The organism is Marilutibacter maris (assembly GCF_006546735.2).
Lineage (GTDB): Bacteria > Pseudomonadota > Gammaproteobacteria > Xanthomonadales > Xanthomonadaceae > Marilutibacter > Marilutibacter maris.
In genome coordinates, this window is sequence record NZ_VICD02000007.1 from 64,013 (window position 1) to 82,585 (window position 18,573).

The following is an 18,573-nucleotide window of genomic DNA, read 5'->3' on the forward strand; positions in this document are numbered from 1 at the left end:
CTGACATCCGGAGGATAACCGCCATGAACCGTCGCCTTGTCCTGTCCCTCGCCGGCGTGCTGTTCCTGGCCGTCGGCAGCGCGTCCGCCACCGAGGCGCCCTTGGCGGGTCCAGTCCAGCATATCGATGGATACACGCTGTATTTCGGCATGGTGCCCAGTGCGATTGCTGCGCCCTCGATCGGAACCCACAGCCCCGGTCCGCGCGACGCGCACGGATTGCCGCGCGGGGACTATGCGCGCGAACATCACCTGCTGGTCGTCGTCGAGCGCATGCGCGACGGGGTGCGTCCGACGGGCGTGCAGGTCGTGGCAACGGTGCCGATCGCCGGGCAGACGGTGAGCCGCACGCTCGCGCCGATGACGATCAACGACTCGATGAGCCACGGCGCCGTGTTCGTACTGCCAAGCCCGGGGCGCTACGTCTTCACCACCACCGTGCGCGTGCCTGGCGAGCCCGAACTGATCGTCGCCCGCTTCTCCTATACGCTGGCGCACAATCCATGACCACGCTGCCAGGCTTCGCCGACCCGGCACATCCCGGTCTTCCCGAACGCCTGCATGTGGAGTCTCTCGGCCGGGGGTCGCTACGGGTGACGTTCCTGCCGGGCCTCGGTGGCACCACGCGCTACTGGACCTCGACGCCGGTGGCACCGGCGTTCCGGCAGGCGCAGACCGAGCTGGTCGATCTCTATGGGTTCGGGCACTCGCCCCGGCCCTGGTGCCGCTACACGGTCGAGCGGCACGTCGACGCGCTCGCACGCACCCTCCAGGCCGGCCCGCCGCGGGTCCTCGTCGGCCATTCGCTCGGCGCGGCGCTGGCGCTCGCCTTGGCCGCGCGCCACCCCGACCGGGTCCAGGCGCTGTGCTTGTTCAGCCTGCCCGACTTCGGCTCGCGCGCTGGCGCGATCGAATGGTTCGCCAGCCAGCGCGGCGGCTGGATCTACACGAACATGCTGGCGACCGCGCTCGCGTGCCTGGTCACCCGTCGCGTGGCGGGCCGTTGGCTGCCCTATCTGGTGCGCAACGTGCCGCCCGAGGTCGCACGCGACCTGGTGCTGCACAACATGGCCTCGTCCACCACGTCGCTGTGGGAGGTCCTCTACCAGCACGACGTGCGGGGCGACGCGGCCGCCCTGCCACCGGACCTGCCGGTGACGTGTGTGCACGGCCTGCGTGATGCGACGGCACCGCCTGCGCGCGTGACCGAGCTGGCGGCGCGTTTCCCGCGCTGGCGCCATGTGACGCTGGATGCCGACCATCATCCGTGGTTGCGCGATCCGGGCGCCTGCCATGGGATAATCGACGCCCTCTGCGAAGCGGTGCGGCCGGAAGCCGTCCGCGCCGAGGCGATCGCGTGATGGCCGGACGCGAACCCGTCGGCATCGCGAGCGCGCGGCCGGGGTTGGCGGCGAGCGCAGCGGTCGCGCTCGCCTATGGCGTGGTGCTGCCCGTCCTGCCCACGGTGGTGGCTTCGTCGCCTTCGCCGGCGCGCGCGATCGCCGAGTTGATGGCGGTCTACAGCGCCGCCATGGTGGTGACGGCACCGATCTGGGTACGGGTCTGTCGACAACTCCCGGCACACCTGCTCGTGCGCTTCAGCCTGCTCGGCCAGGCCGCGGCGATGATCATGCTCCTCTGGTCTTCGGAAACGACGGTGCTGCTGTTGGCGCGCGGCCTGCAGGGCATCTTCGCAGGCGCCGCACTCCCGGCCCTGCAGACCGCCGCTTCGCGCGCCGCTGGCAGCGAGGGCGACCGCTCGCAGCGCCTGTCGGACCTGACCCGCGCCGCGCTGGTCGGCAGTTTGTTCGGCCCGGGCGTGGGCGGCGTTGTAGCGGCTGACGACAGCCTGGTCGGCCCGGTCCTGGTCGGCGCCGCCGTGCTCGTGCTGGCAGCCGCGGCGCAGCGGCCGGCGACCGGGTCAGCCACCATCGTCGTGGCCGGTCCGGGTTCGCCCACGCGCCATCGCGACGTCGTCGTGCTGCTTCTGCTGGCCGCACTGGCGGCTGCGGCAATGAGCGTTTACGAGGTGGGGCTCGCGACGCAGGGGGGCGCGGATGGTCTGTCGGCGCGCGAACTCGGCTTCATGTTCACCGGCTGCGGCGTGGTGATGCTGCTCGCCCAGTCGCTCGTGTTCCGTCCGCGTCACGACCCGTTGCGCGCATTCAACTGGGTGGCGCCCTCGTTTGTCGCCACCGCTGCCGGCCTCGCATTGCTCGCCTGGCTCGGCGGCAGGTGGCCGGGTGCGCTCGGCCTGGTCCTCGTGGCGGCAGGTGGCGGCGTGCTGCAGCCGGCGCTCGTCTACTGGACCTCCCGAGCCGCGGGGGCCGCCGAGGCCACCAGCCTGGGGTGGCGCGCTTCGTTCACGGCTGCCGGCCAGGCGCTTGGCAGTCTTGCCGGCGGTTTCGCGTTCGCCGTCACCCTTACCGGAAAGATTGTGCTGGCCACCCTCCTCTTGATCCTGCTTGCCGCGGCCATGCTCGCGCTTGCACGACGCCGCGCACCGGCCGGGCTTCCACTTTCCGTATCGACTCAGGAGCGATGACCATGTCCCAGACCACTCTTCCTGCTGCCGACCGCGCTGCGCCGCCCGGCAACGTCCCCCATGCCACGCCGCCGACGCGCCGTCCGGTCCCTGGCCAGGCGGCCGTCGCCACTGTCCTTGCACGCGCCGACGTGCTTGTCGACGGGCCGCGCCCCTGGGACATGCGCGTCCACGATCCCGGCGTGTTTCCCCGCCTGCTGCGGAACGGCTCGCTCGCGCTCGGCGAGGCCTACATGGATGGCGCCTGGGACTGCGAGGCGCTGGACCAGATGCTCACGCGCCTGCTGCGTGCGCGGCTGGATGAGGCCGTCATCGGCTGGGCCGACCGCTGGGACGCCCTGCGTGCGCGGCTGTTCAATCGCCAGCGCGGCCGGCGCGCCTTCGAGGTCGGCGAGCGCCATTACGACCTGGGCAACGATCTCTACCGCGCCATGCTCGGCGCGCGCCTGGTCTACAGCTGCGCGTACTGGAGCGAGGCGACCGAGCTCGACGCCGCACAGGTCGCCAAGCTCGACCTGATCGCGCGCAAGCTGCAGCTCGCGCCGGGCATGCGTGTGCTCGACATCGGCTGCGGCTGGGGCGAGGCCCTGCGCCACTTCGCCGAGCACTACGGCGTCAGCGGTGTGGGCCTGACCATCTCCAGCGAGCAGGCGGACTTCGCGCGCGAGCGTTGTGCGGGGTTTCCCGTCGAAATCCGGGTGCAGGACTACCACGATGTGCGCGGCGAGTTCGACCGGGTGTTTTCCGTCGGCATGTTCGAGCACGTGGGCGTACGCAACTACCGCGCCTACTTCGAAACCGTGCACCGCTGCCTGCGGCCGCATGGCCTCACGCTGCTGCACACGATCGGCACCAACCGGTCGACCGACCGCACCGACCCATGGATCGAGCGCTACATCTTTCCCAATTCGATGCTGCCCTCAGCGGCTCAGATAACGGCCGCGAGCGAGGGTCTGTTCGTGCACGAGGATTGGCACAACTTCGGTGCCGACTACGATCGAACGCTGCAGGCCTGGCGCCGCAACATCGAAGCTGCCTGGTCACGGTTGCCGGCCCGCTACGACGAACGTTTCCGCCGCATGTGGCGCTATTACCTGCACGCCAGCATGGCCGCGTTCCGCAGCCGCAACGCGCAACTCTGGCAGCTTGTCCTTTCCCGCGACGGCGTGCCAGGCGGCTACGTCGCGCCCCGCTGACAGGAGGTTACCATGTGCTTTTCCGCCACGGCCAGTTTCACCGCCAGCGTCGCACTCACCGGCATCGGCGTGCTTGCGCTGCGGGCCGCGCACACGCCCGGCGAACGCATGTTCGCCTTGATCCCGCTCCTGTTCGCTGCCCAGCAGGCGACGGAAGGCCTGGTATGGATGAGTTACCCGTGGGACGCACCCACCCTGCGCGCCTGGGCAACACAGGTCTATTCGGTCTTCTCCCACCTGGTCTGGCCCGTCTTCACCCCTTGGGCGGTGCGTGCACTGGAGCCTGTGCCGTGGCGGCGCCACGTGTTGGCGCTGCTTGGTGTCGCGGGCTTTCTGAGCGCCCTGTTTCTGCTCTTCGGCATGGTCGCCACGCCGATCGAGGTGGTCCCCACCGGAGGCCACCTCGCGTACCGATCGCCACACTTCTTCCTGCCGATATCGCTGACGCTGTACCTTGCCGCGACGACGGTCGGGCTGGGCATGTCGAGCCAGCCGGTGATCCGCTGGTTCGGCGTGCTGGCACTGGCATCGGCGGGGTTCACCTATCTGGTGTATGCGCGCTGGTTCATCTCGGTCTGGTGCTTCTATGCCGCCTTGCTCAGCGTCATGGTCTACATCGCGCTCACGTCGCGCCGGACCGCGGCTCGCCATGCAACCTGACTTCTATTACCGCAGCTTCTTTGTCAACGATGAGCTCAATCCATTGGCGTTTCACCGTTTCAGGTGGACGATTCTCCGGCATGTACGGCCGGCGGATAGAGATCCAGGCCGCCCAGATGGAAATAGATGGCGTCGCGGACACTGCGGCTCGATCAGCGCCAGCAACGCCTTTCACCGCACCACGTGCTCCATCTCCGCCAGAAAGATCTCCCGGCCCGTGCGCTCGCGCTTGCCAATGCCATCGGCGTCACCAAACGTCAGCTGCGTGAATCGTCATCCACATCAGGTTGCGCTATTGTCGCGCGAAACAGAGGCGTTGTTCAGAGCTTCCTTAACCGCCCCAAATATCACGTGGAAGGGATCTGCATCACCATGGCCGAGACCCACGACTTCATCGTTCCGGGGATAACGCGCGGTCATTGTCAGACGCCAGTGCACCTGGGCATGACTCGCGCAGGTTCACCTCTCCCGATGACAAGTGACAGATTTCGTTTTCTCGACCACAGGGAAAGGTGACTGTAATGTACTCCGGGATTATAGCCATGGCACTGCTGGCGATCTTCGCTGTAGTGTTCCTCTACGCGCTTCACCGGGCACTCAGCGTGGAGCCTGAACCACTGACTGTGCTTCCTGCCCAGTCGGGGTGGTTGCCCCAGGAGCACGCGCTATCCCGGTTCCATGCGCGCTGGTACCTCGCTTCGATCGTCTTCCTCGCCTTCGACGTGGAGATGTTGTTCATGTATCCGTGGGCGGTGGTTGTAGCCGAGGTAGGGGTCTCTGCGGTGGTGGAGATGTTTCTGTTTCTCGGAGCCCTGCTCGTCGCGGTGGCGTGGGCCTGGCGGGAGGGAGCCTTCCGGTGGGCTTGACCAGGACTTTTGCGAGTCTGGCGGTTCGCGCAACCCGGGTCCTCGTCGTTGAGGTCCCGGGCCATTGGTTCACGCGGGTGGAACTCGAACAACAACTGTCGCGCCGTGGTTGGCGTCGGGCATCGACGGCTGCAGATGCGGACGTGCTCGCGGTCTGTGGTGTGCCCGGCCTTGATCTCGCACAAATAGTCGACCGTCTGTGGGATCAGATGCCCGGCCCCCGGGTCCGTATCGACGCGACCTCACCCAGAGAGGTGGGTTCCGCTCTGGACGAGGCCGCGACTCTTCTTGTCGACACCCCGTATCACCGCACGGACGCCAAGGAGCGGGCAAAGAGACCTCAGATTCCCGAAGACCATGATCAGATGGGCGATAAGGGTCATGGGCAGATGGGCCACGAAGACCATGATCAGATGGATCATGAGTGTCATGATCAGATGGACCATAGCGGCCACGACCCGATGAACCACGAGAGTCATGATCAGATGGACCATGGCGGCCACGATCAGACGAGTCACGAAGGCCTTGGCCATATGGACCATGGCGGCCACGACCAGACGAGTCACGAAGGCCATGGTCATATGGACCACGAGACTCATGGTCAGATGGACCATGGCGGTCACGGCGGTCATCACGGGATGGACATGGCTCCGGAGGGGATTCCTCTGGCGCAGGGTGGACAGGGCCGGGACGGCCTTCAGATGGATGTACTGCACCTGCCGCTCGGTCCCGTGCTTCCGTTCTGGCCGGCCGGACTGGTGCTGCATTGTTCTCTTCAGGGTGATGTTGTCGTCGATGCAGTGACCGCTGTCGTTGCGGGACACAATGGTGGGGGCCGAGCACATGGCTCCCAGCCTGACCTGGCAACTGCCGTGCTGTCGGACGACGTCATGTCGCTGCTGGCCCTGGCTGGGGCTGATGACCTGGCTGCCCGGGCCAGTGTGGTTAGAGACGCTCTAGTGCGTGGGGATCGGGCTGCTGCCCGGGACAGCGCCGTGCGGTTACAGCGCAAGATTCGGAGATCTTTGTTGCTGCGCTGGTTTCTACGGGGGGTGCTGGTACTCGATCAGTCCGATCTGGAACACCATGACTTGCCGGAAAGTTATCGGGGCGACGCCTATGACAGGTTGTTGTCGATGGTTGAACGGCTCCAGGCCGGGGTGGGCGGCGGGAGTCTGGTTTCAGAGCAGGATGGGGCTGTTCCGTGGGAGACGTTGCCGAAACTGATTACGGGGTTGGAGCTGGGTACTGTGCGACTGGCCGTAGCAAGTTTGAATCCAGGGGCGTTCCAGACCAGCCAGGAGGTGCGGCATGCCTGAAGAAACGGTGGTGGTCGTGCCCGCTGTGTGGGCAGTACTTGCCGCGTTCATCTTGTTCGGTCTGGCTTTCTTCGCGGTGGCTCTTGATGCGGTCCTGTCAGCCCGGGCCCAGGGCGGCAGCGGTGGGTGGTCCGCGCCCTTGAGCGGCACTGCCCGGCTGTTGCGACAGCGTCGGCGCAAGACCGTGGCGGCGGATGTCCTGCTGTGGCGGGTGGGCGGCGCTGGAATGTTTATGGGTGCGTTCTTGATGGTCGCGGTGATTCCGTTGGGCCAGTGGACACTGTTCGATCTCGATGTCGGTGTTGTCTGGTTCAACGCCGTCGATATAGCGGTCTGGGCGTTGGTGTGGCTGATGGGGTGGGGAGCGAATTCAACGCACAGTCTGGTAGGGGGCTACAGATTCCTGGCTCACGGGATGGCCTACGAGCTGCCGTTGATGTTCGCCCTGGTGGCCCCAGCAATCGCTGCTGGCAGTCTCGCCGTCGGGGACATCGCTGCCGCGCAAGAGGGCCTGTGGTTTGTGGTGTGGATGCCGGTGGCGTTTCTTGTCTTCTTGATCGGCGTGACTGGATTTTCCGTGTGGGGTCCGTTCGCCTCAGCTCTGTCTGCGGACATCGCTGGTGGGGTACGAGCCGAGCTTTCGGCGGTGGACCGCCTGGTATTCGAGGCCGGCCGATACATGTTCCTTGCCACCGGGGCTGCGTTCTCGGTGCCACTCTTCCTGGGTGGGGGCTCAGGGCCGTGGTTGCCAGGCTGGGCCTGGGTGCTGATCAAGACTGTCGCGGTGTTGGCCGTGCTGGTGTGGCTGCGCCGAAAGATTCCCTTGGCGCGCCCGGATCGGTTCATGGAAATCGGATGGGTAATCCTGCTCCCCGCTGCCGTGGCTCAGGACCTGGTCGTTTCTCTGGTCGTCCTCTGGGAAGGTTGAAACATGTTTATCGGCATCACGTTCTGGGTGCTTGCTGTGGTTGCTGTCGGCGCGGGTGCGTTGGTGTTCGTGGTGGACTCCATGGCTCGAGCGACGTATGCGTTGGCGGTGTCATTCCTTGCCGTGGGCGTGCAGATCCTCCTGCTTCAGCAAAGTTATCTTGGTGTGATCACGATCCTGATGATGGTTATGGAAATGGCTGTGATGGCTGTCTTTATGGTGATGTTCATGGGTATGAATCCGGCGCTGATGCCGATGGATATGACCCATGGGAAGAAGACAGCCATCGGCGTTTCGGTCGGTGTTTTCGTGCTGCTGGCAGGCGGTGCCTTGCTTATCCCGTGGCCGACTCGCCGCGGCGGACCGCCGGACGATGTCACATACGCACTCGGCTTGGCGATCATGGGCGACAAGATGCTGGTCATGGCTGTGGTGGCCCCCGTCATGGTCGCAACCATCGTCGCCGGAGTGGTCCTCGCCGCCCACCGCAGCCGTTATGACCGATTCGGTGACGACTTGCGTCGGCGACCTGCAGACGATCCCCAGCCGGGGGGTGTGGGCCGATGACACTGGAAGGTGTGTTGGTGATCGCCGCAGCCTTGTTCTCGGTGGGTCTTTACGGGGCCTTGTCTCAGCAGGTCGTCGTCATGGTGATGATGGGACTGGAGTTGATGATCAACGGGGTGTTGCTGGCTGCCGCCGGGTTCTGGTGGTTTCTGGCCCCGGACCCGTCTGGACAGGTTCTGCTGCTGGTGATATTGGCCGTGATGACGGTCGAGATGGGCATGGGCTTTGCCGTGGCCACGCTATTGCACCGCCGACGGCAGACAGACATGACCGATAATGCCCAAGAGCTGGCCGGATGACCGGGGCCCAAATCGCACTCCTGGCCATGATTGTGCTTCCGGCCGCCGTGGGCGCTGTGCTCGTCCTGACCCGGACACGCCGGTTCGCGATCCCGATCGCGCTCATGACTGCAGGGCTGACGACTGTCCTGGCTTTGGGCAATGCGCTGGCGCGGCCTGCGGTGTCGTACCCGTTCGTGGCCGGGGCCGACTTCGCGTTGGAAATCGACGCTCTCGCGGCGTTAACCTTGCCGATGGTCGCCGCAGTGACCTTCCTGGTACTGGTGTTCGCGGCCGGAAACATACGGCAGTCACACGCCCGTTTCCACGGGCTGATGCTGATTTTCTCCGCAGCTGCGCTGGCAACCGCATCGGCCGCCAGCCTGCCTGCACTGTTGTTCGCCTGGGAGCTAATGGGGGCGACCTCGTATGCCTTGATCGGGTTCTGGTGGCGGGACTCCGACCGGGTTTCGGCAGGACTGACTGCCTTTATCACGACTCGCACTGCTGACCTGGGCCTCTACGTCGCTGCCGGTGCCGCGCTGGCCGGTGGGGCGGGCATGGCGTTGGCCGATCTGCCAGCCGCACAGGGCCCGTGGGGACACGTCGCCGCGGCCGGGATCCTGGTGGCGGCTCTGGGCAAAGCTGGACAGCTGCCCTTCTCTTTCTGGCTTTCCGGGGCGATGAAGGGTCCCAGCCCGGTGAGCGCACTGCTGCACTCGGCAGCGATGGTCGCCATGGGCGGCTACCTGTTGTTGCGTGTCGAGCCGTTGCTGGCCTCGACCGGGTGGGCCGGGCCGGTGACCGCCTGGATCGGTGTGATCACAGCGGTCCTCATGGGGGCTGTCGCGTTGGGACAGCGGGACCTCAAGCAGCTGCTCGCCGCTTCCACGGTTGCCCAGTTGGGCTTCGTGGTGCTTGCCGCCGGTGTGGGCGCCGTGAGTGGAGGTGCCGCCCACCTGGTGGCACACGCCTCGGTCAAGGCGCTGTTGTTCCTGGCGGCCGGTGCGTGGTTGACGGCACTGGGCACCGAAGAGTTCGTGAAATTGCGGGGTGTGGCCCGGCGGTGGCCTGTGACGGGCGTGGCCGCGACCGTGGCTTCATTGGCGTTGGCCGGGGTCGCCCCCTTGTCCTTGTGGGCCACGAAAGACGCAGTGCTCACGGCCACACTCGAATCTTCTCCGTGGCTCTACGCTGTCGGACTGGTGGCCGGAGCGCTGTCGGCAGCCTATTCCGGCAAGATCCTGTGGACGATTTGGCGCCGCAGTGCGCGCGAGAGCGTCGATTCCAATGCCACCGGCACGGTCAGTACCCCGGAACAGGTTCCCCTGTTCGTGCTCGCTGTCGGTGCAGCCTTGCTCGGTGCGCTCGCCCTGCCGCCGTTAAGCGGCATACTGACCGCCGCGATGGGTGGCCACGGTGAAGTCTCTGTCACCGAACTGATTATCTCTGCCGGCGTCGCTGCGGTCGTGGTGCTGCTGATGCGCAGACTCCGTACACCCGAACCCGGGTGGGCTCTCGGGTGGCTGGGGCTGGAGGCGACTGCGCACGCCATCGTTGTCCGTCCGTCGCTGGCCCTGGCCCACGCCCTGGCGTGGTTCGATGACCAAGTTGTAGACCGATCCCTGAACGCCCTGGCCGGGGTAGTGCCTGTATTTGCCAGGAGTGCTGCTCGTGTCGATGACGAAGGGATCGACCGAGGTGTTGAAGTCATCGCCGGGGCAATGCCCGTGATAGCCAGGGGTATGGCCCGTGTCGATGACGAGGGCATCGACCGAGGTGTCGAGGTCATCGCCGGCTGGGTTCGCCGGCTCGGACATCTTGCCCGGGTCCCGCAGACCGGGGCCGTCCACCAGTACTTACTCCAGGCCGTCGTGGTGCTCGCCGTGGGCGTCGTGGTCTGGTCCATCTACCTTGTGATTGGATAAGCATGCTCAGTCTGATTGTTTTTCTGCCTCTGGCCGTTGCACTCGTTATCGCGGTAGTGCCCGCGATCGGGCCCGCGACCTCCCGGTGGGTGTGGGTGGCCGTAAGTGTCGTGGAACTGGTGCTCGTGGGCGTGCTCTGGGCCGGTTACGAAGATCCGGGCCCGAACGCGTTGGCGTTCGAAGAACGGGTGCCCTGGATCCCGGGGGTCAACAGTAGCTACCACATCGGTGTGGACGGGCTGTCATTGCCGCTGTTAGCTATGACGGCAGTCGTCTTCTTGGCCTGTGCCATCTACGCTCTTCGGGACGTTGAACGGCCCCGCGCGCAGGTGGGGCTGTTTTTATTCCTGCAGAGTGTGAGCCTCGGCGTGTTCGTGTCCGCCGACCTCATCTTGTTCTTCGTGTTCTTTGATCTTTCCATCGTGGGCATGTACTTCTTGATCGCCGGGTGGGGCCACGGTAACGCAGCCCGTTCGGCCCTGAAGTTCTTCCTCTACACTTTTCTAGGCTCCTTGGCCCTGCTGCTGGGCTTCATCGGGCTCTACGTGGCTTCTGACCCACACACCTTCGACATTCTCGAACTTGTCGCAGCCACCCCGCTGGACGACAGTCCGCTGGTCGGTGGACTGGTGCTGGCGGCAATCCTGGTGGGTCTGGCCGTGAAGACGCCTACCGTGCCTTTCCACACGTGGTTGCCCCCGGCGCACACCGATGCGCCATCCACCGGCTCGGCTGTGCTGGCGGGCGTGCTGCTCAAGATGGGCACGTATGGTTTCGTGCGCATCGCCATGCCGATCCTTCCCGCGGCGTGGCAGGCCTGGGCCTGGGTGATCATAGTCATCGGTATCGTCTCGGTGTTGTACGGTGCGTTTGTAGCGCTGGCTCAGACCAACCTCAAACGGATGATCGCCTACACGTCGGTGAACCACATGGGGTATATCGTCCTGGCGCTGGGCGCGGCGGGGCTCGTCGTCGATGACACAGCCGAAGCGCGTTCCGTGGCAGTAACCGGGGCGGTCGTGCAGATGGTCAGCCATGGTCTGGTCACCGCCGCGCTCTTCTTGCTGGCCGGTTCGATGTATGCCCGTGCCAAGACCTACAACATTGACTCCTACGGCGGTTTGGCTGCCCCCGCACCTCGCTACACGGTACTGTTCGCCGTTGCGGCGTTCGCCTCCCTGGGCCTTCCAGGATTGTCCGGGTTTATCGCCGAGTTCCAGATCTTTGCCGGCAGCATCGCTGTTGCCCCCGTCACAGCGATTGGGCTTGTGGGCATCCTGATCACCGCCGCGTTGTTCCTGCGTGCGTTCCAGCAAGTCTTCTTCGGTCCCACGCAAGGCCACTCGCGCGGATTTTCAGACCTCCACGGCCGAGAGCTATGGTCCATCGGTCCGTTACTGGCCTTGTCGCTGTTCATTGGGGTATTACCCCGGACGTTACTCGATGTGATCGTGCCGGCCTCGGCCGCTCTCGTCGAACTGGTCGGGAGGTAACCGTTGGACCCCTCGATGCAGATGGACCCTGCACTGCTCCTGCCGGAAATCATCGTCTTTCTCGGTGGATTGGTCGTGCTTATAGGCGGGTCGTTTCTGCCCCGCGACCGGCAGTGGGTCGCTCGCACGGTGGCTGCCTTGGCCCTGGTAGGTGCCGCCATCGTCGCCGCCGTGGCCATGGCCGATCCGCCGCAGGCGGCGTTTGCTGGCACTTACGCCGTGGACGTCGCCACCGGCGCAGCCCGGGTGATCATCGCCCTGGCTACCCTGTTGGTCCTCGGTGTGGCATCTGGAGAGATCGCCGGCTCCCACCGAGAATCCGACACTTACGCGCTGTTCCTCTTCGCGGCCACCGGGGTGATGGTGCTGGCCGGGACCACCGATCTACTCGTGCTCATCGTTGGGTTCCTGCTGACCAGCATCCCCTTGTATGGGATCGTGGGGCTCACCGGCGGCAAAACCGGCGCTGAAGCAGCCATGAAGACGTACTTCATGGGGTCACTGTCCGGCATCGTGCTCATGCTCGGAGTCACCGTACTCTACGCCTTGGCGGGCGGCACCGACTACAGCCGACTCACCGACGAGTTGCCTGCTGCCCCGGTCGCAGCCGTCGGCGTCGGGGTGCTCTGCGTGCTGGCCGGGCTGATGTTCAAGGCCGGTGGCGTGCCCGCCCACTTCTGGATACCCGACGCGGCGCAAGGCACCGGTGGCACCGCTGCCACATTCCTCACCACCGTCCCAAAAATCGGAGCGCTGGTGGCCGTGTACCGGCTTGTGGCCACCGTCTCGACCGGCAACGAGTCCTGGTTGATCGTCGCGGCAGCATTAGCCACGGCCTCGATGTTCTTGGGCAACCTCGCTGCCTACTGGCAGAGTGACCCCCGCCGACTGCTGGGCTGGTCGACAGTGGCGCAAGTGGGATACATGCTCGTGCCCGTAGCCGCCGTCGGACGGAGCGACCTCGCCCTGCCCTCGCTGTTGTTCTACCTGGCAGCCTACGCCCTGACCAATGTGGCGGCTTTCGCCGTCACCGCGGCGCTACCCGAGCACAGGAAACTCACCGACTACCGGGGTTTGGTCCGCACCAGGCCGGGGCTTGCACTGACCTTGCTCGTCGCATTGCTGGGACTGGTAGGTACTCCACCCCTGGCCGTGTTCGTCGGTAAGCTCACCACTGCCACCGCCGCCTGGGATGCCGGCCACGGCTGGCTGACCTTCGTAGTGGTGCTCAATAGCCTGCTCAGCCTCTTCTACTACCTGCGCTGGATCGGCCCCGCTTTCGCGCGGCCGACCAAGGATTCCCCCGGTCCCCGCCCGGGTACCACAGGCGCATGGCCCGCTGTCACCGGCGCTACTGCCGCTATCGCGAGCCTGGGCCTCGGTATCCTGGCAGGTTCGCTGTGGGCGGCGTTAGAAGGGCCTCTGTTGCTCTGAAGGGCAACAACGCAGTCGCCAGCCCCCCGATAACCGTCCGGGGCGGATGGCGGCGGCCGGACTGTCCCGATGGATGTTGAACCCGCCCAGACAGGCTCACTATGAAGTCGCAGGGCTCAGGGCGCGGGCGGACGCGACAAGGCGACCGCAATCGTCGCTCTCTTGGGCGTCCCCGACTTCGCCGATGACTGTCCGGCCGTCCTCTGGGAGGAGCCAACCCGCCGCTACAGATCCGCCCTCGTTCTCCCACTGGCTGATCGCCTCTTGGCGCATTCGTGCACCCACGGATGCGGCGTTCCTGTCCTCGCGCTGCATGCCTGGACTCCTCCTCTGCTTCCGGGATTTCGTTTCATCCGTGGCCGGCTCGTGTAGCGCCCGTTGTCGCGCTCGTACCGGACTCGCGCCACGTTATTCGATCGTGGTCGCCGCCCCTTCTTCGGTCGCAAGGCAGCGCTCCTCGATCTGGTGGTCGAGAAGTAGATCTGGAATCGCTCGCGCAGGAGGCTGCTCACCTCCCGCAGCACGCGGTCGCCTTCCGCCACGCTGCGCACGCGGACATGGCTTGAGAAGACATTGACGCTCGACGTCAGGCTCCACGCGTGGACATGGTGGACGTCGGTGACGCCCTCTACGTCACGAATGGCGGAGATCGCGGCGTCCAGATCGAGATCCTGCGGCGTGCCTTGCAGGAGGATGTGGAGAGCGTCTTTCGTGATCCCCCATGACGCCCACAGGAGCACGACGCCGAACGCCATCCCCAGCAGCGGGTCGATTGCCAGGAAGCCCGTGAAGCGGATCACCAGGGCGGACACGATGATCAGGAGGCTGCCGACGAAAGTCTGGAGGATATGCCAATAGGCGCCGCGGAGGTTCAAGTCGCCCTTCTGTCGCTCGTAGAGCAGCCAGAGCGCGACCAGTTCCGTAGCGATGCCGCCGGCCGCCGCCATCAGCATGGGCGTCGTCGGCAAATCGATGGGCTCCATCAGCCGCATCGCGCCCATTCCGAAGACGAACAGGGCCATGATCGCAAGGAACAGACCGTTGAACAGGGCGCCCAGTATCTCGGCGCGCACATAACCGAATGTCCGGGCGGGGCTGGATTTGCGCTCCCCGAGCCATAGCGCGACCAACGCAATGAGGACGCCGCCAACAGCGGAGAAGGTGTGGAAAGCATCGGAGATGACCGCGACGGAGCCCGTCCGGCATGGCCGCGCTGGTCTGCGGCGGCCTGATCCCGCCGCTGCAGCGGCTGCTGCTGGGGCCACCCCCGGCCGCGGCGCCCGCCGACGACACCCCATCCACGCAACCCTGAGGAGATCGACATGAGCCACGCCAACGGACCCCGCACCGGGCGCCCCCCGGTCCTTGCATCCCGCGGCATGGTGTCCTCGCCGCACTACCTCGCCTCGGCCTCCGGCCTCGAGGCCCTGCGTCGCGGCGGCAGCGCCGTTGACGCCGCGATCGCCGTCAACGCCACGCTGTGCGCCGTGTACCCGCACATGGCCGGCATCGGTGGCGACGGCTTCTGGCTGATCGCCGGGCCCGATACCGATGGCGTCCAAGCCCTGCACGCCGCCGGCCCGGCGGCCAAGGCCGCGACCCGCAACCACTACCGCGAACACGGTTGCACCGATGCGATCCCGGCGCGCGGCGCGCTGGCCGCGCTCACCATTCCGGGTGCCGTCGACGGCTGGCGCCTGGCGCACGAGCGCCACGGCAGGCTGCCCTGGAAGGACCTGTTCGCCGATGCCATCAGCCATGCGCGCGACGGTGTCGCGATCACGCGATCGCTGGCCGACTGGCTGGCGGCCGACGTCGAGATCCTCAGGCAGTATCCGCGGACCGCGCAGGTCTACCTGCCGCAGGGCGTGCCCCAGCGCGAAGGCGAGCGCCTGGTGCAGGCCGACCTGGCGCATACGCTGGAACAGATCGCGAACCTCGGCGCCCGCGAGGGCTTCTATGAAGGCGATGTCGCCCGCCGCATATGCGATGCGCTGGCTGCCGAGGGTTCGCCGCTGCGCGCGGAGGACTTCGCCGGCTACCACGCGAAGTGGGTCGAACCGATCTCCACCAGCTACCGCGGCCACGACATCGTGCAGATGCCGCCGAGCACCCAGGGCTTCGCCGCGCTGCAGATCATGAACCTGCTCGAAGGCTTCGACGTCGCGTCCTGGGGCGAAGGCAGCGCCGACTACTACCACCACATCGTGGAGGCGGTGAAGGTCGCCTTCGCCGACCGCGACGAATGGCTGAGCGACCCGGACTTCGTCGACATCCCGCTCGCGACATTGCTGTCGAAGGACTACGCCGACGAGCGCCGCGCGCTGATCGATCCGGCGCGCGCACTGCCGATGGGCGGGGTTGAACCGGGCCTGCGCTATGGCCCGGAAGCCGACCGCCGGCCGGCCGACGGCGACACCGTCTATTTCTGCGTCACCGATGCCGATGGCCTGGTGGTGTCCCAGATCGAGTCGATCTACCACGACTTCGGCTCGGCGGTGGTCGCCGGCGACACCGGCGTGCTGATGCAGAACCGCGGCTGCTTCTTCTCGCTCGACGAGCGCCATCCGAATCGCCTGGAGCCGGGCAAGACCACCTTCCACACCATCATCCCCGCGATGCTGCTCAAGGACGGCGCACCGGTGCTGGCCTACGGCACCATGGGCGGCGAAGGCCAGCCGCAGACCCAGGCCGCGATGCTGACGCGCCTGATCGACTTCGGCTATGACGTCCAGCAGGCCATCGAGGCCCCGCGCTGGCTGTTGGGCCGCACCTGGGGCACGGCTTCAAGCAGCCTGATGCTGGAGTCGCGCATCCCCGACGAAACCACCCGCGAACTGCGCCTGCGTGGACAGCCGGTGACCATCGCCCCGCGCTGGGAGGGTTCGCTGGGCCACGCCCAGGCGATCCGCATCGACCGGCGCACGGGCTTCTTCGAAGGCGGCGCCGACCCGCGCGGGGACGGCGCGGCGATGGGGTTCTGACCGGGCGCGCGCCGCAGAACACACTCACCGGGACAGTGTCCGTCCCCGCCAATGCGAGTTGACCTGCATCAAGGCTTTCGCGTTTCGGGCAGGGGCAGACTGGAGACGCGGGCATTGCTGCCCTCTGCAACATCGAGAAGGACTCACCATGAATCCGATCACCCGCTTTGCTTCTGCCGCCAGATCGCTGGGCGCGCTGCTCGTCCAGCCCGCCTCTGCCCACTGCGACACCGAGGACGGACCCGCGGTGCAGGACGGCTACCGGGCGCTGGAAACCGGCAATCCCAACTACGCGCTGAAGTGGGTCTTCCCTGAGGGAGAGGACGAGGTGCGCGCCGCTTTCGATGCCGCACGGGCCAGCCGCGCAGGTGCCGGAGCCGGGGCCGGCGACCGCCATTTCTTGGAAACGCTCGTGCGCGTCCACCGACACGGCGAGGGCGCGGGCTATGAAGGCATCAAGCCCACGGGCACCGAACTTGCGCCCGAGGTTGTTGCAGCCGATACCGCACTGGACAGCGGCACGGTCAGCCCACTGCGCGGCCTGATTGCAGAAGACCGCTGGGACGAACTGGAAAAGCGCTTCAATGTCGCGCTCTGCAAGAAGGGATTCGATGTCGACGATCTCACGGCCGCCCGTGATTACGTCGCCGCCTATGTCAGCTATTTCAAATACGCCGAAGGCGAAGACGAGCACCACCATCACGGCGGTCACGACCACGGTCAGCACTGACGATTACCCCCGACGATGCTCCGCGCCCTCCCCCTCTGGCTGACGCGGGTAGTGTCAAACTCGATGGCCCCCGGCCTTCGCGACGGGCAGCTCGTCCTGACCCTCAAGCCCCTGCGCGGGCATCGCTTTCGCCGGGGCGCAGTGGTTGCGGTCGACTCGCGGGAGCTTGGTCGACGGATCGTCAAGCGCATCGTTGGACTGCCCGGCGAGCGGGTGCGGATTGAGGTAGGGCGGATCTGGGTCGATGGGCAGATCTTGGTCGAACCGTACGCGTCCGCCTCCGCCTATCAGGGCGCGTTTGCAGTGCCCGAAGACCACTATCTGCTTCTCGGGGACAATCGGGACGCTTCCAGTGACTCCCGCAGCTGGCGCAATCCGTACGTGGGTCGAGATGAAATTGCGGGCATCCTCATCCGAGCGGGGGCAGTGCGAACGGGGGTCGGGAATCGTGGCCTCCTGCTCGGCCGACATTGACGCCGAGGATGGACCGCCGTTCACGATGGTTAGCCTGGGCTGGAACCGGCGATCACGCGAGGTGGGGACGCGATGAATGCACCAACCATGCGCCGCCGGTAAGAATCGGTGTAAGGCCATAGCGAAAGCGGACCAGATCGGCGGCGCTTCAACGCGGTGGGCGTCAAGCACTCTTCCGATCATGGTTGTCCAGCGTTTCGGTCAGCAAACCGACGCCGAGCGTTGCGTCCGTCTTGGCCATCGACTCATCCGCATTGTCTATTCTTCCGGTCAAAGCCCGGACTGCGTCGATAGTTTCTGGAATGACGATCGCCTGATTATCGACCATGTAAGCGTAGAACAACTCGTCCCCTTCAACTTTCAACATGTCAGACCACAGGGCCACTTCATAGAGATTGTCATGCGACCGACCGAGGTCGGCCATGAGTTCCTTGACTGTATTGAGAGCCGACAACCCGGCATCCATGCGTATTAGGGCAATCCGGGACGATGCGACGAAGGCGTCCAGCACATCCTCCTTGGACGCCGGTCGGGTCAGCTTCACCGACCAGTAGTGCAAATGCGCCAGTGTCTGCGGCACTTTGACTGCCATCGTGATGACATCCAGATCGGGGTCGACGCTCTGCGCGTCTGGCCCTTGGTGGCTGGGAATCTCAGGCTCGGGGACGAGGGTGTTCATAATCCCCCCGAGATGGCTTTCCCACGGATCCGTGGCGCGGCGCAGCAGCGTTCCACGCGCGCGCCGCAGCAGGTCAGCGTGCTTCAATGCAGCGAGGGTTCTGACGATCGAGGTGGTGTTGCAGGAGACGACGCGCGTGCTTTCCCGGTTCAATGCGCTCAAGTAGCTGGCCTCGGCGACGAAGGAGTGCCCGGTCACTTCGTGCTTCTCGCCACCTTGGACGATGAACTTGACGCCCCGTCGTCGATAACTGTCGACGTTCCTCGCCGCAATCCCCTTCGGCGTGCAGTCAACCACCAGATCGCTCATCCCGAGCAGATCATCCAAGTTTCCCACGACATCGAGGCCAGATTTCCGCATCGCCTCTGCATGTTCCGCGGTAGCACCGAACAGGCGGAAGCTTAGGCTCAACTTCCAAGTGCAACACCCCCATATCGGGGCGTTGCCATGTCCAGAACCTACCACCACCTGAGCGCCGAAGAGCGCGCCTTGA

17 protein-coding genes and 2 pseudogenes are annotated in these 18,573 nt (G+C 65.7%); 16 read left to right on the forward strand and 3 right to left on the reverse strand.

Going from position 1 to position 18,573, the window contains the following annotated elements; genetic code table 11:
• Positions 1-23 precede the first annotated feature (23 nt).
• Genes FKV24_RS01250 through FKV24_RS01270 form a run of 5 tightly spaced genes read left to right on the forward strand, consistent with a single transcriptional unit; the run spans position 24 to position 4,400 of the window.
• Positions 24-506, forward strand: coding sequence for a hypothetical protein (locus tag FKV24_RS01250; protein WP_141480903.1), 483 nt, complete (start codon positions 24-26; stop codon positions 504-506).
• Positions 503-1,360, forward strand: a complete 858-nt coding sequence (locus tag FKV24_RS01255) for an alpha/beta fold hydrolase (RefSeq protein ID WP_141480904.1) — start codon at positions 503-505, stop codon at positions 1,358-1,360. The genes FKV24_RS01250 and FKV24_RS01255 overlap by 4 nt, the downstream gene beginning before the upstream one ends.
• Positions 1,360-2,544, forward strand: coding sequence for an MFS transporter (locus FKV24_RS01260; protein ID WP_141480905.1), 1,185 nt, complete (start codon positions 1,360-1,362; stop codon positions 2,542-2,544). Before FKV24_RS01255 ends, FKV24_RS01260 begins: the two co-directional genes overlap by 1 nt.
• Positions 2,545-2,546: 2 nt before the next feature.
• Positions 2,547-3,740, forward strand: a complete 1,194-nt coding sequence (gene cfa, locus FKV24_RS01265; protein WP_141480906.1) for a cyclopropane fatty acyl phospholipid synthase — start codon at positions 2,547-2,549, stop codon at positions 3,738-3,740.
• A gap of 12 nt (positions 3,741-3,752) precedes the next feature.
• Positions 3,753-4,400 carry a DUF6629 family protein gene (locus FKV24_RS01270; protein WP_141480907.1) on the forward strand — a complete coding sequence of 216 codons (648 nt, stop codon included), beginning with the start codon at positions 3,753-3,755 and terminating at the stop codon, positions 4,398-4,400.
• A gap of 102 nt (positions 4,401-4,502) precedes the next feature.
• Here the strand turns inward: FKV24_RS01270 and FKV24_RS20160 are convergent.
• Positions 4,503-4,661: pseudogene (locus tag FKV24_RS20160) on the reverse strand (IS5/IS1182 family transposase); the annotation flags it as partial.
• Between the two features lie 281 nt (positions 4,662-4,942).
• Here FKV24_RS20160 and FKV24_RS01275 point away from each other — a divergent pair.
• From FKV24_RS01275 to FKV24_RS01310, 8 genes are all read left to right on the forward strand, one after another.
• On the forward strand, positions 4,943-5,266 hold the full coding sequence (locus FKV24_RS01275) for an NADH-quinone oxidoreductase subunit A (RefSeq protein ID WP_200809168.1): 324 nt from the start codon (positions 4,943-4,945) through the stop codon (positions 5,264-5,266).
• Positions 5,267-5,343: 77 nt separating this feature from the next.
• Positions 5,344-6,585: a hypothetical protein gene (locus FKV24_RS19440; protein WP_211371743.1), complete on the forward strand. Its 1,242-nt coding sequence runs from the start codon at positions 5,344-5,346 to the stop codon at positions 6,583-6,585.
• Positions 6,578-7,513 carry a complex I subunit 1 family protein gene (locus FKV24_RS01285; RefSeq protein WP_141480908.1) on the forward strand — a complete coding sequence of 312 codons (936 nt, stop codon included), beginning with the start codon at positions 6,578-6,580 and terminating at the stop codon, positions 7,511-7,513. Before FKV24_RS19440 ends, FKV24_RS01285 begins: the two co-directional genes overlap by 8 nt.
• 3 nt (positions 7,514-7,516) lie before the next feature.
• Positions 7,517-8,080 carry an NADH-quinone oxidoreductase subunit J gene (locus FKV24_RS01290; RefSeq protein WP_078756879.1) on the forward strand — a complete coding sequence of 188 codons (564 nt, stop codon included), beginning with the start codon at positions 7,517-7,519 and terminating at the stop codon, positions 8,078-8,080.
• Complete coding sequence (locus FKV24_RS01295; RefSeq protein ID WP_141480909.1) at positions 8,077-8,379, forward strand: NADH-quinone oxidoreductase subunit NuoK; 303 nt, start codon at positions 8,077-8,079, stop codon at positions 8,377-8,379. Before FKV24_RS01290 ends, FKV24_RS01295 begins: the two co-directional genes overlap by 4 nt.
• Positions 8,376-10,286 (forward strand): NADH-quinone oxidoreductase subunit 5 family protein, encoded by a 1,911-nt coding sequence (locus FKV24_RS01300; protein WP_141480910.1) that lies wholly within the window; start codon positions 8,376-8,378, stop codon positions 10,284-10,286. The genes FKV24_RS01295 and FKV24_RS01300 overlap by 4 nt, the downstream gene beginning before the upstream one ends.
• 2 nt (positions 10,287-10,288) lie before the next feature.
• The gene (locus FKV24_RS01305) at positions 10,289-11,779 is read left to right on the forward strand and encodes a complex I subunit 4 family protein (protein WP_078756876.1); all 1,491 of its coding nucleotides are present in this window, start codon (positions 10,289-10,291) and stop codon (positions 11,777-11,779) included.
• 15 nt (positions 11,780-11,794) lie between these two features.
• Positions 11,795-13,213, forward strand: a complete 1,419-nt coding sequence (locus FKV24_RS01310; protein ID WP_211371744.1) for an NADH-quinone oxidoreductase subunit N — start codon at positions 11,795-11,797, stop codon at positions 13,211-13,213.
• Between the two features lie 224 nt (positions 13,214-13,437).
• Here FKV24_RS01310 and FKV24_RS01315 read toward each other — a convergent pair.
• Positions 13,438-14,400 (reverse strand): annotated as a pseudogene (locus tag FKV24_RS01315) (cation diffusion facilitator family transporter); the annotation flags it as partial.
• Between the two features lie 135 nt (positions 14,401-14,535).
• Between FKV24_RS01315 and ggt the strand changes: the two are divergent.
• The 3 genes from ggt (at position 14,536) to lepB (ending at position 17,401) form a co-directional block, all read left to right on the forward strand.
• On the forward strand, positions 14,536-16,197 hold the full coding sequence (gene ggt / locus FKV24_RS01320; protein ID WP_141480911.1) for a gamma-glutamyltransferase: 1,662 nt from the start codon (positions 14,536-14,538) through the stop codon (positions 16,195-16,197).
• A gap of 148 nt (positions 16,198-16,345) precedes the next feature.
• A complete protein-coding gene (locus FKV24_RS01325) occupies positions 16,346-16,927 on the forward strand; it encodes a DUF6448 family protein (RefSeq protein WP_141480912.1) in 582 nt (193 codons plus the stop codon).
• A gap of 15 nt (positions 16,928-16,942) precedes the next feature.
• On the forward strand, positions 16,943-17,401 hold the full coding sequence (gene lepB / locus FKV24_RS20165) for a signal peptidase I (protein WP_141480913.1): 459 nt from the start codon (positions 16,943-16,945) through the stop codon (positions 17,399-17,401).
• Positions 17,402-17,564: 163 nt separating this feature from the next.
• Here the strand turns inward: lepB and FKV24_RS01335 are convergent.
• Positions 17,565-18,573 (reverse strand): type II glyceraldehyde-3-phosphate dehydrogenase (locus FKV24_RS01335; protein WP_141480914.1); only part of this gene is annotated, 1,009 nt, incomplete at its 5' end.

Bases quoted from the DNA above. Each gene is read 5' to 3' on its own strand.
- FKV24_RS01250 (WP_141480903.1), top strand. From the start codon at position 24: ATGAACCGTCGCCTTGTCCTGTCCCTCGCCGGCGTGCTGTTCCTGGCC.
- FKV24_RS01325 (WP_141480912.1), top strand. From the start codon at position 16,346: ATGAATCCGATCACCCGCTTTGCTTCTGCCGCCAGATCGCTGGGCGCG.
- FKV24_RS01285 (WP_141480908.1), top strand. From the start codon at position 6,578: ATGCCTGAAGAAACGGTGGTGGTCGTGCCCGCTGTGTGGGCAGTACTT.
- FKV24_RS01305 (WP_078756876.1), top strand. From the start codon at position 10,289: ATGCTCAGTCTGATTGTTTTTCTGCCTCTGGCCGTTGCACTCGTTATC.
- FKV24_RS01270 (WP_141480907.1), top strand. From the start codon at position 3,753: ATGTGCTTTTCCGCCACGGCCAGTTTCACCGCCAGCGTCGCACTCACC.
- FKV24_RS01260 (WP_141480905.1), top strand. From the start codon at position 1,360: ATGGCCGGACGCGAACCCGTCGGCATCGCGAGCGCGCGGCCGGGGTTG.
- FKV24_RS01295 (WP_141480909.1), top strand. From the start codon at position 8,077: ATGACACTGGAAGGTGTGTTGGTGATCGCCGCAGCCTTGTTCTCGGTG.
- FKV24_RS01255 (WP_141480904.1), top strand. From the start codon at position 503: ATGACCACGCTGCCAGGCTTCGCCGACCCGGCACATCCCGGTCTTCCC.
- ggt (WP_141480911.1), top strand. From the start codon at position 14,536: ATGAGCCACGCCAACGGACCCCGCACCGGGCGCCCCCCGGTCCTTGCA.
- cfa (WP_141480906.1), top strand. From the start codon at position 2,547: ATGTCCCAGACCACTCTTCCTGCTGCCGACCGCGCTGCGCCGCCCGGC.
- FKV24_RS01300 (WP_141480910.1), top strand. From the start codon at position 8,376: ATGACCGGGGCCCAAATCGCACTCCTGGCCATGATTGTGCTTCCGGCC.
- FKV24_RS01310 (WP_211371744.1), top strand. From the start codon at position 11,795: ATGCAGATGGACCCTGCACTGCTCCTGCCGGAAATCATCGTCTTTCTC.
- lepB (WP_141480913.1), top strand. From the start codon at position 16,943: ATGCTCCGCGCCCTCCCCCTCTGGCTGACGCGGGTAGTGTCAAACTCG.
- FKV24_RS01275 (WP_200809168.1), top strand. From the start codon at position 4,943: ATGGCACTGCTGGCGATCTTCGCTGTAGTGTTCCTCTACGCGCTTCAC.
- FKV24_RS01290 (WP_078756879.1), top strand. From the start codon at position 7,517: ATGTTTATCGGCATCACGTTCTGGGTGCTTGCTGTGGTTGCTGTCGGC.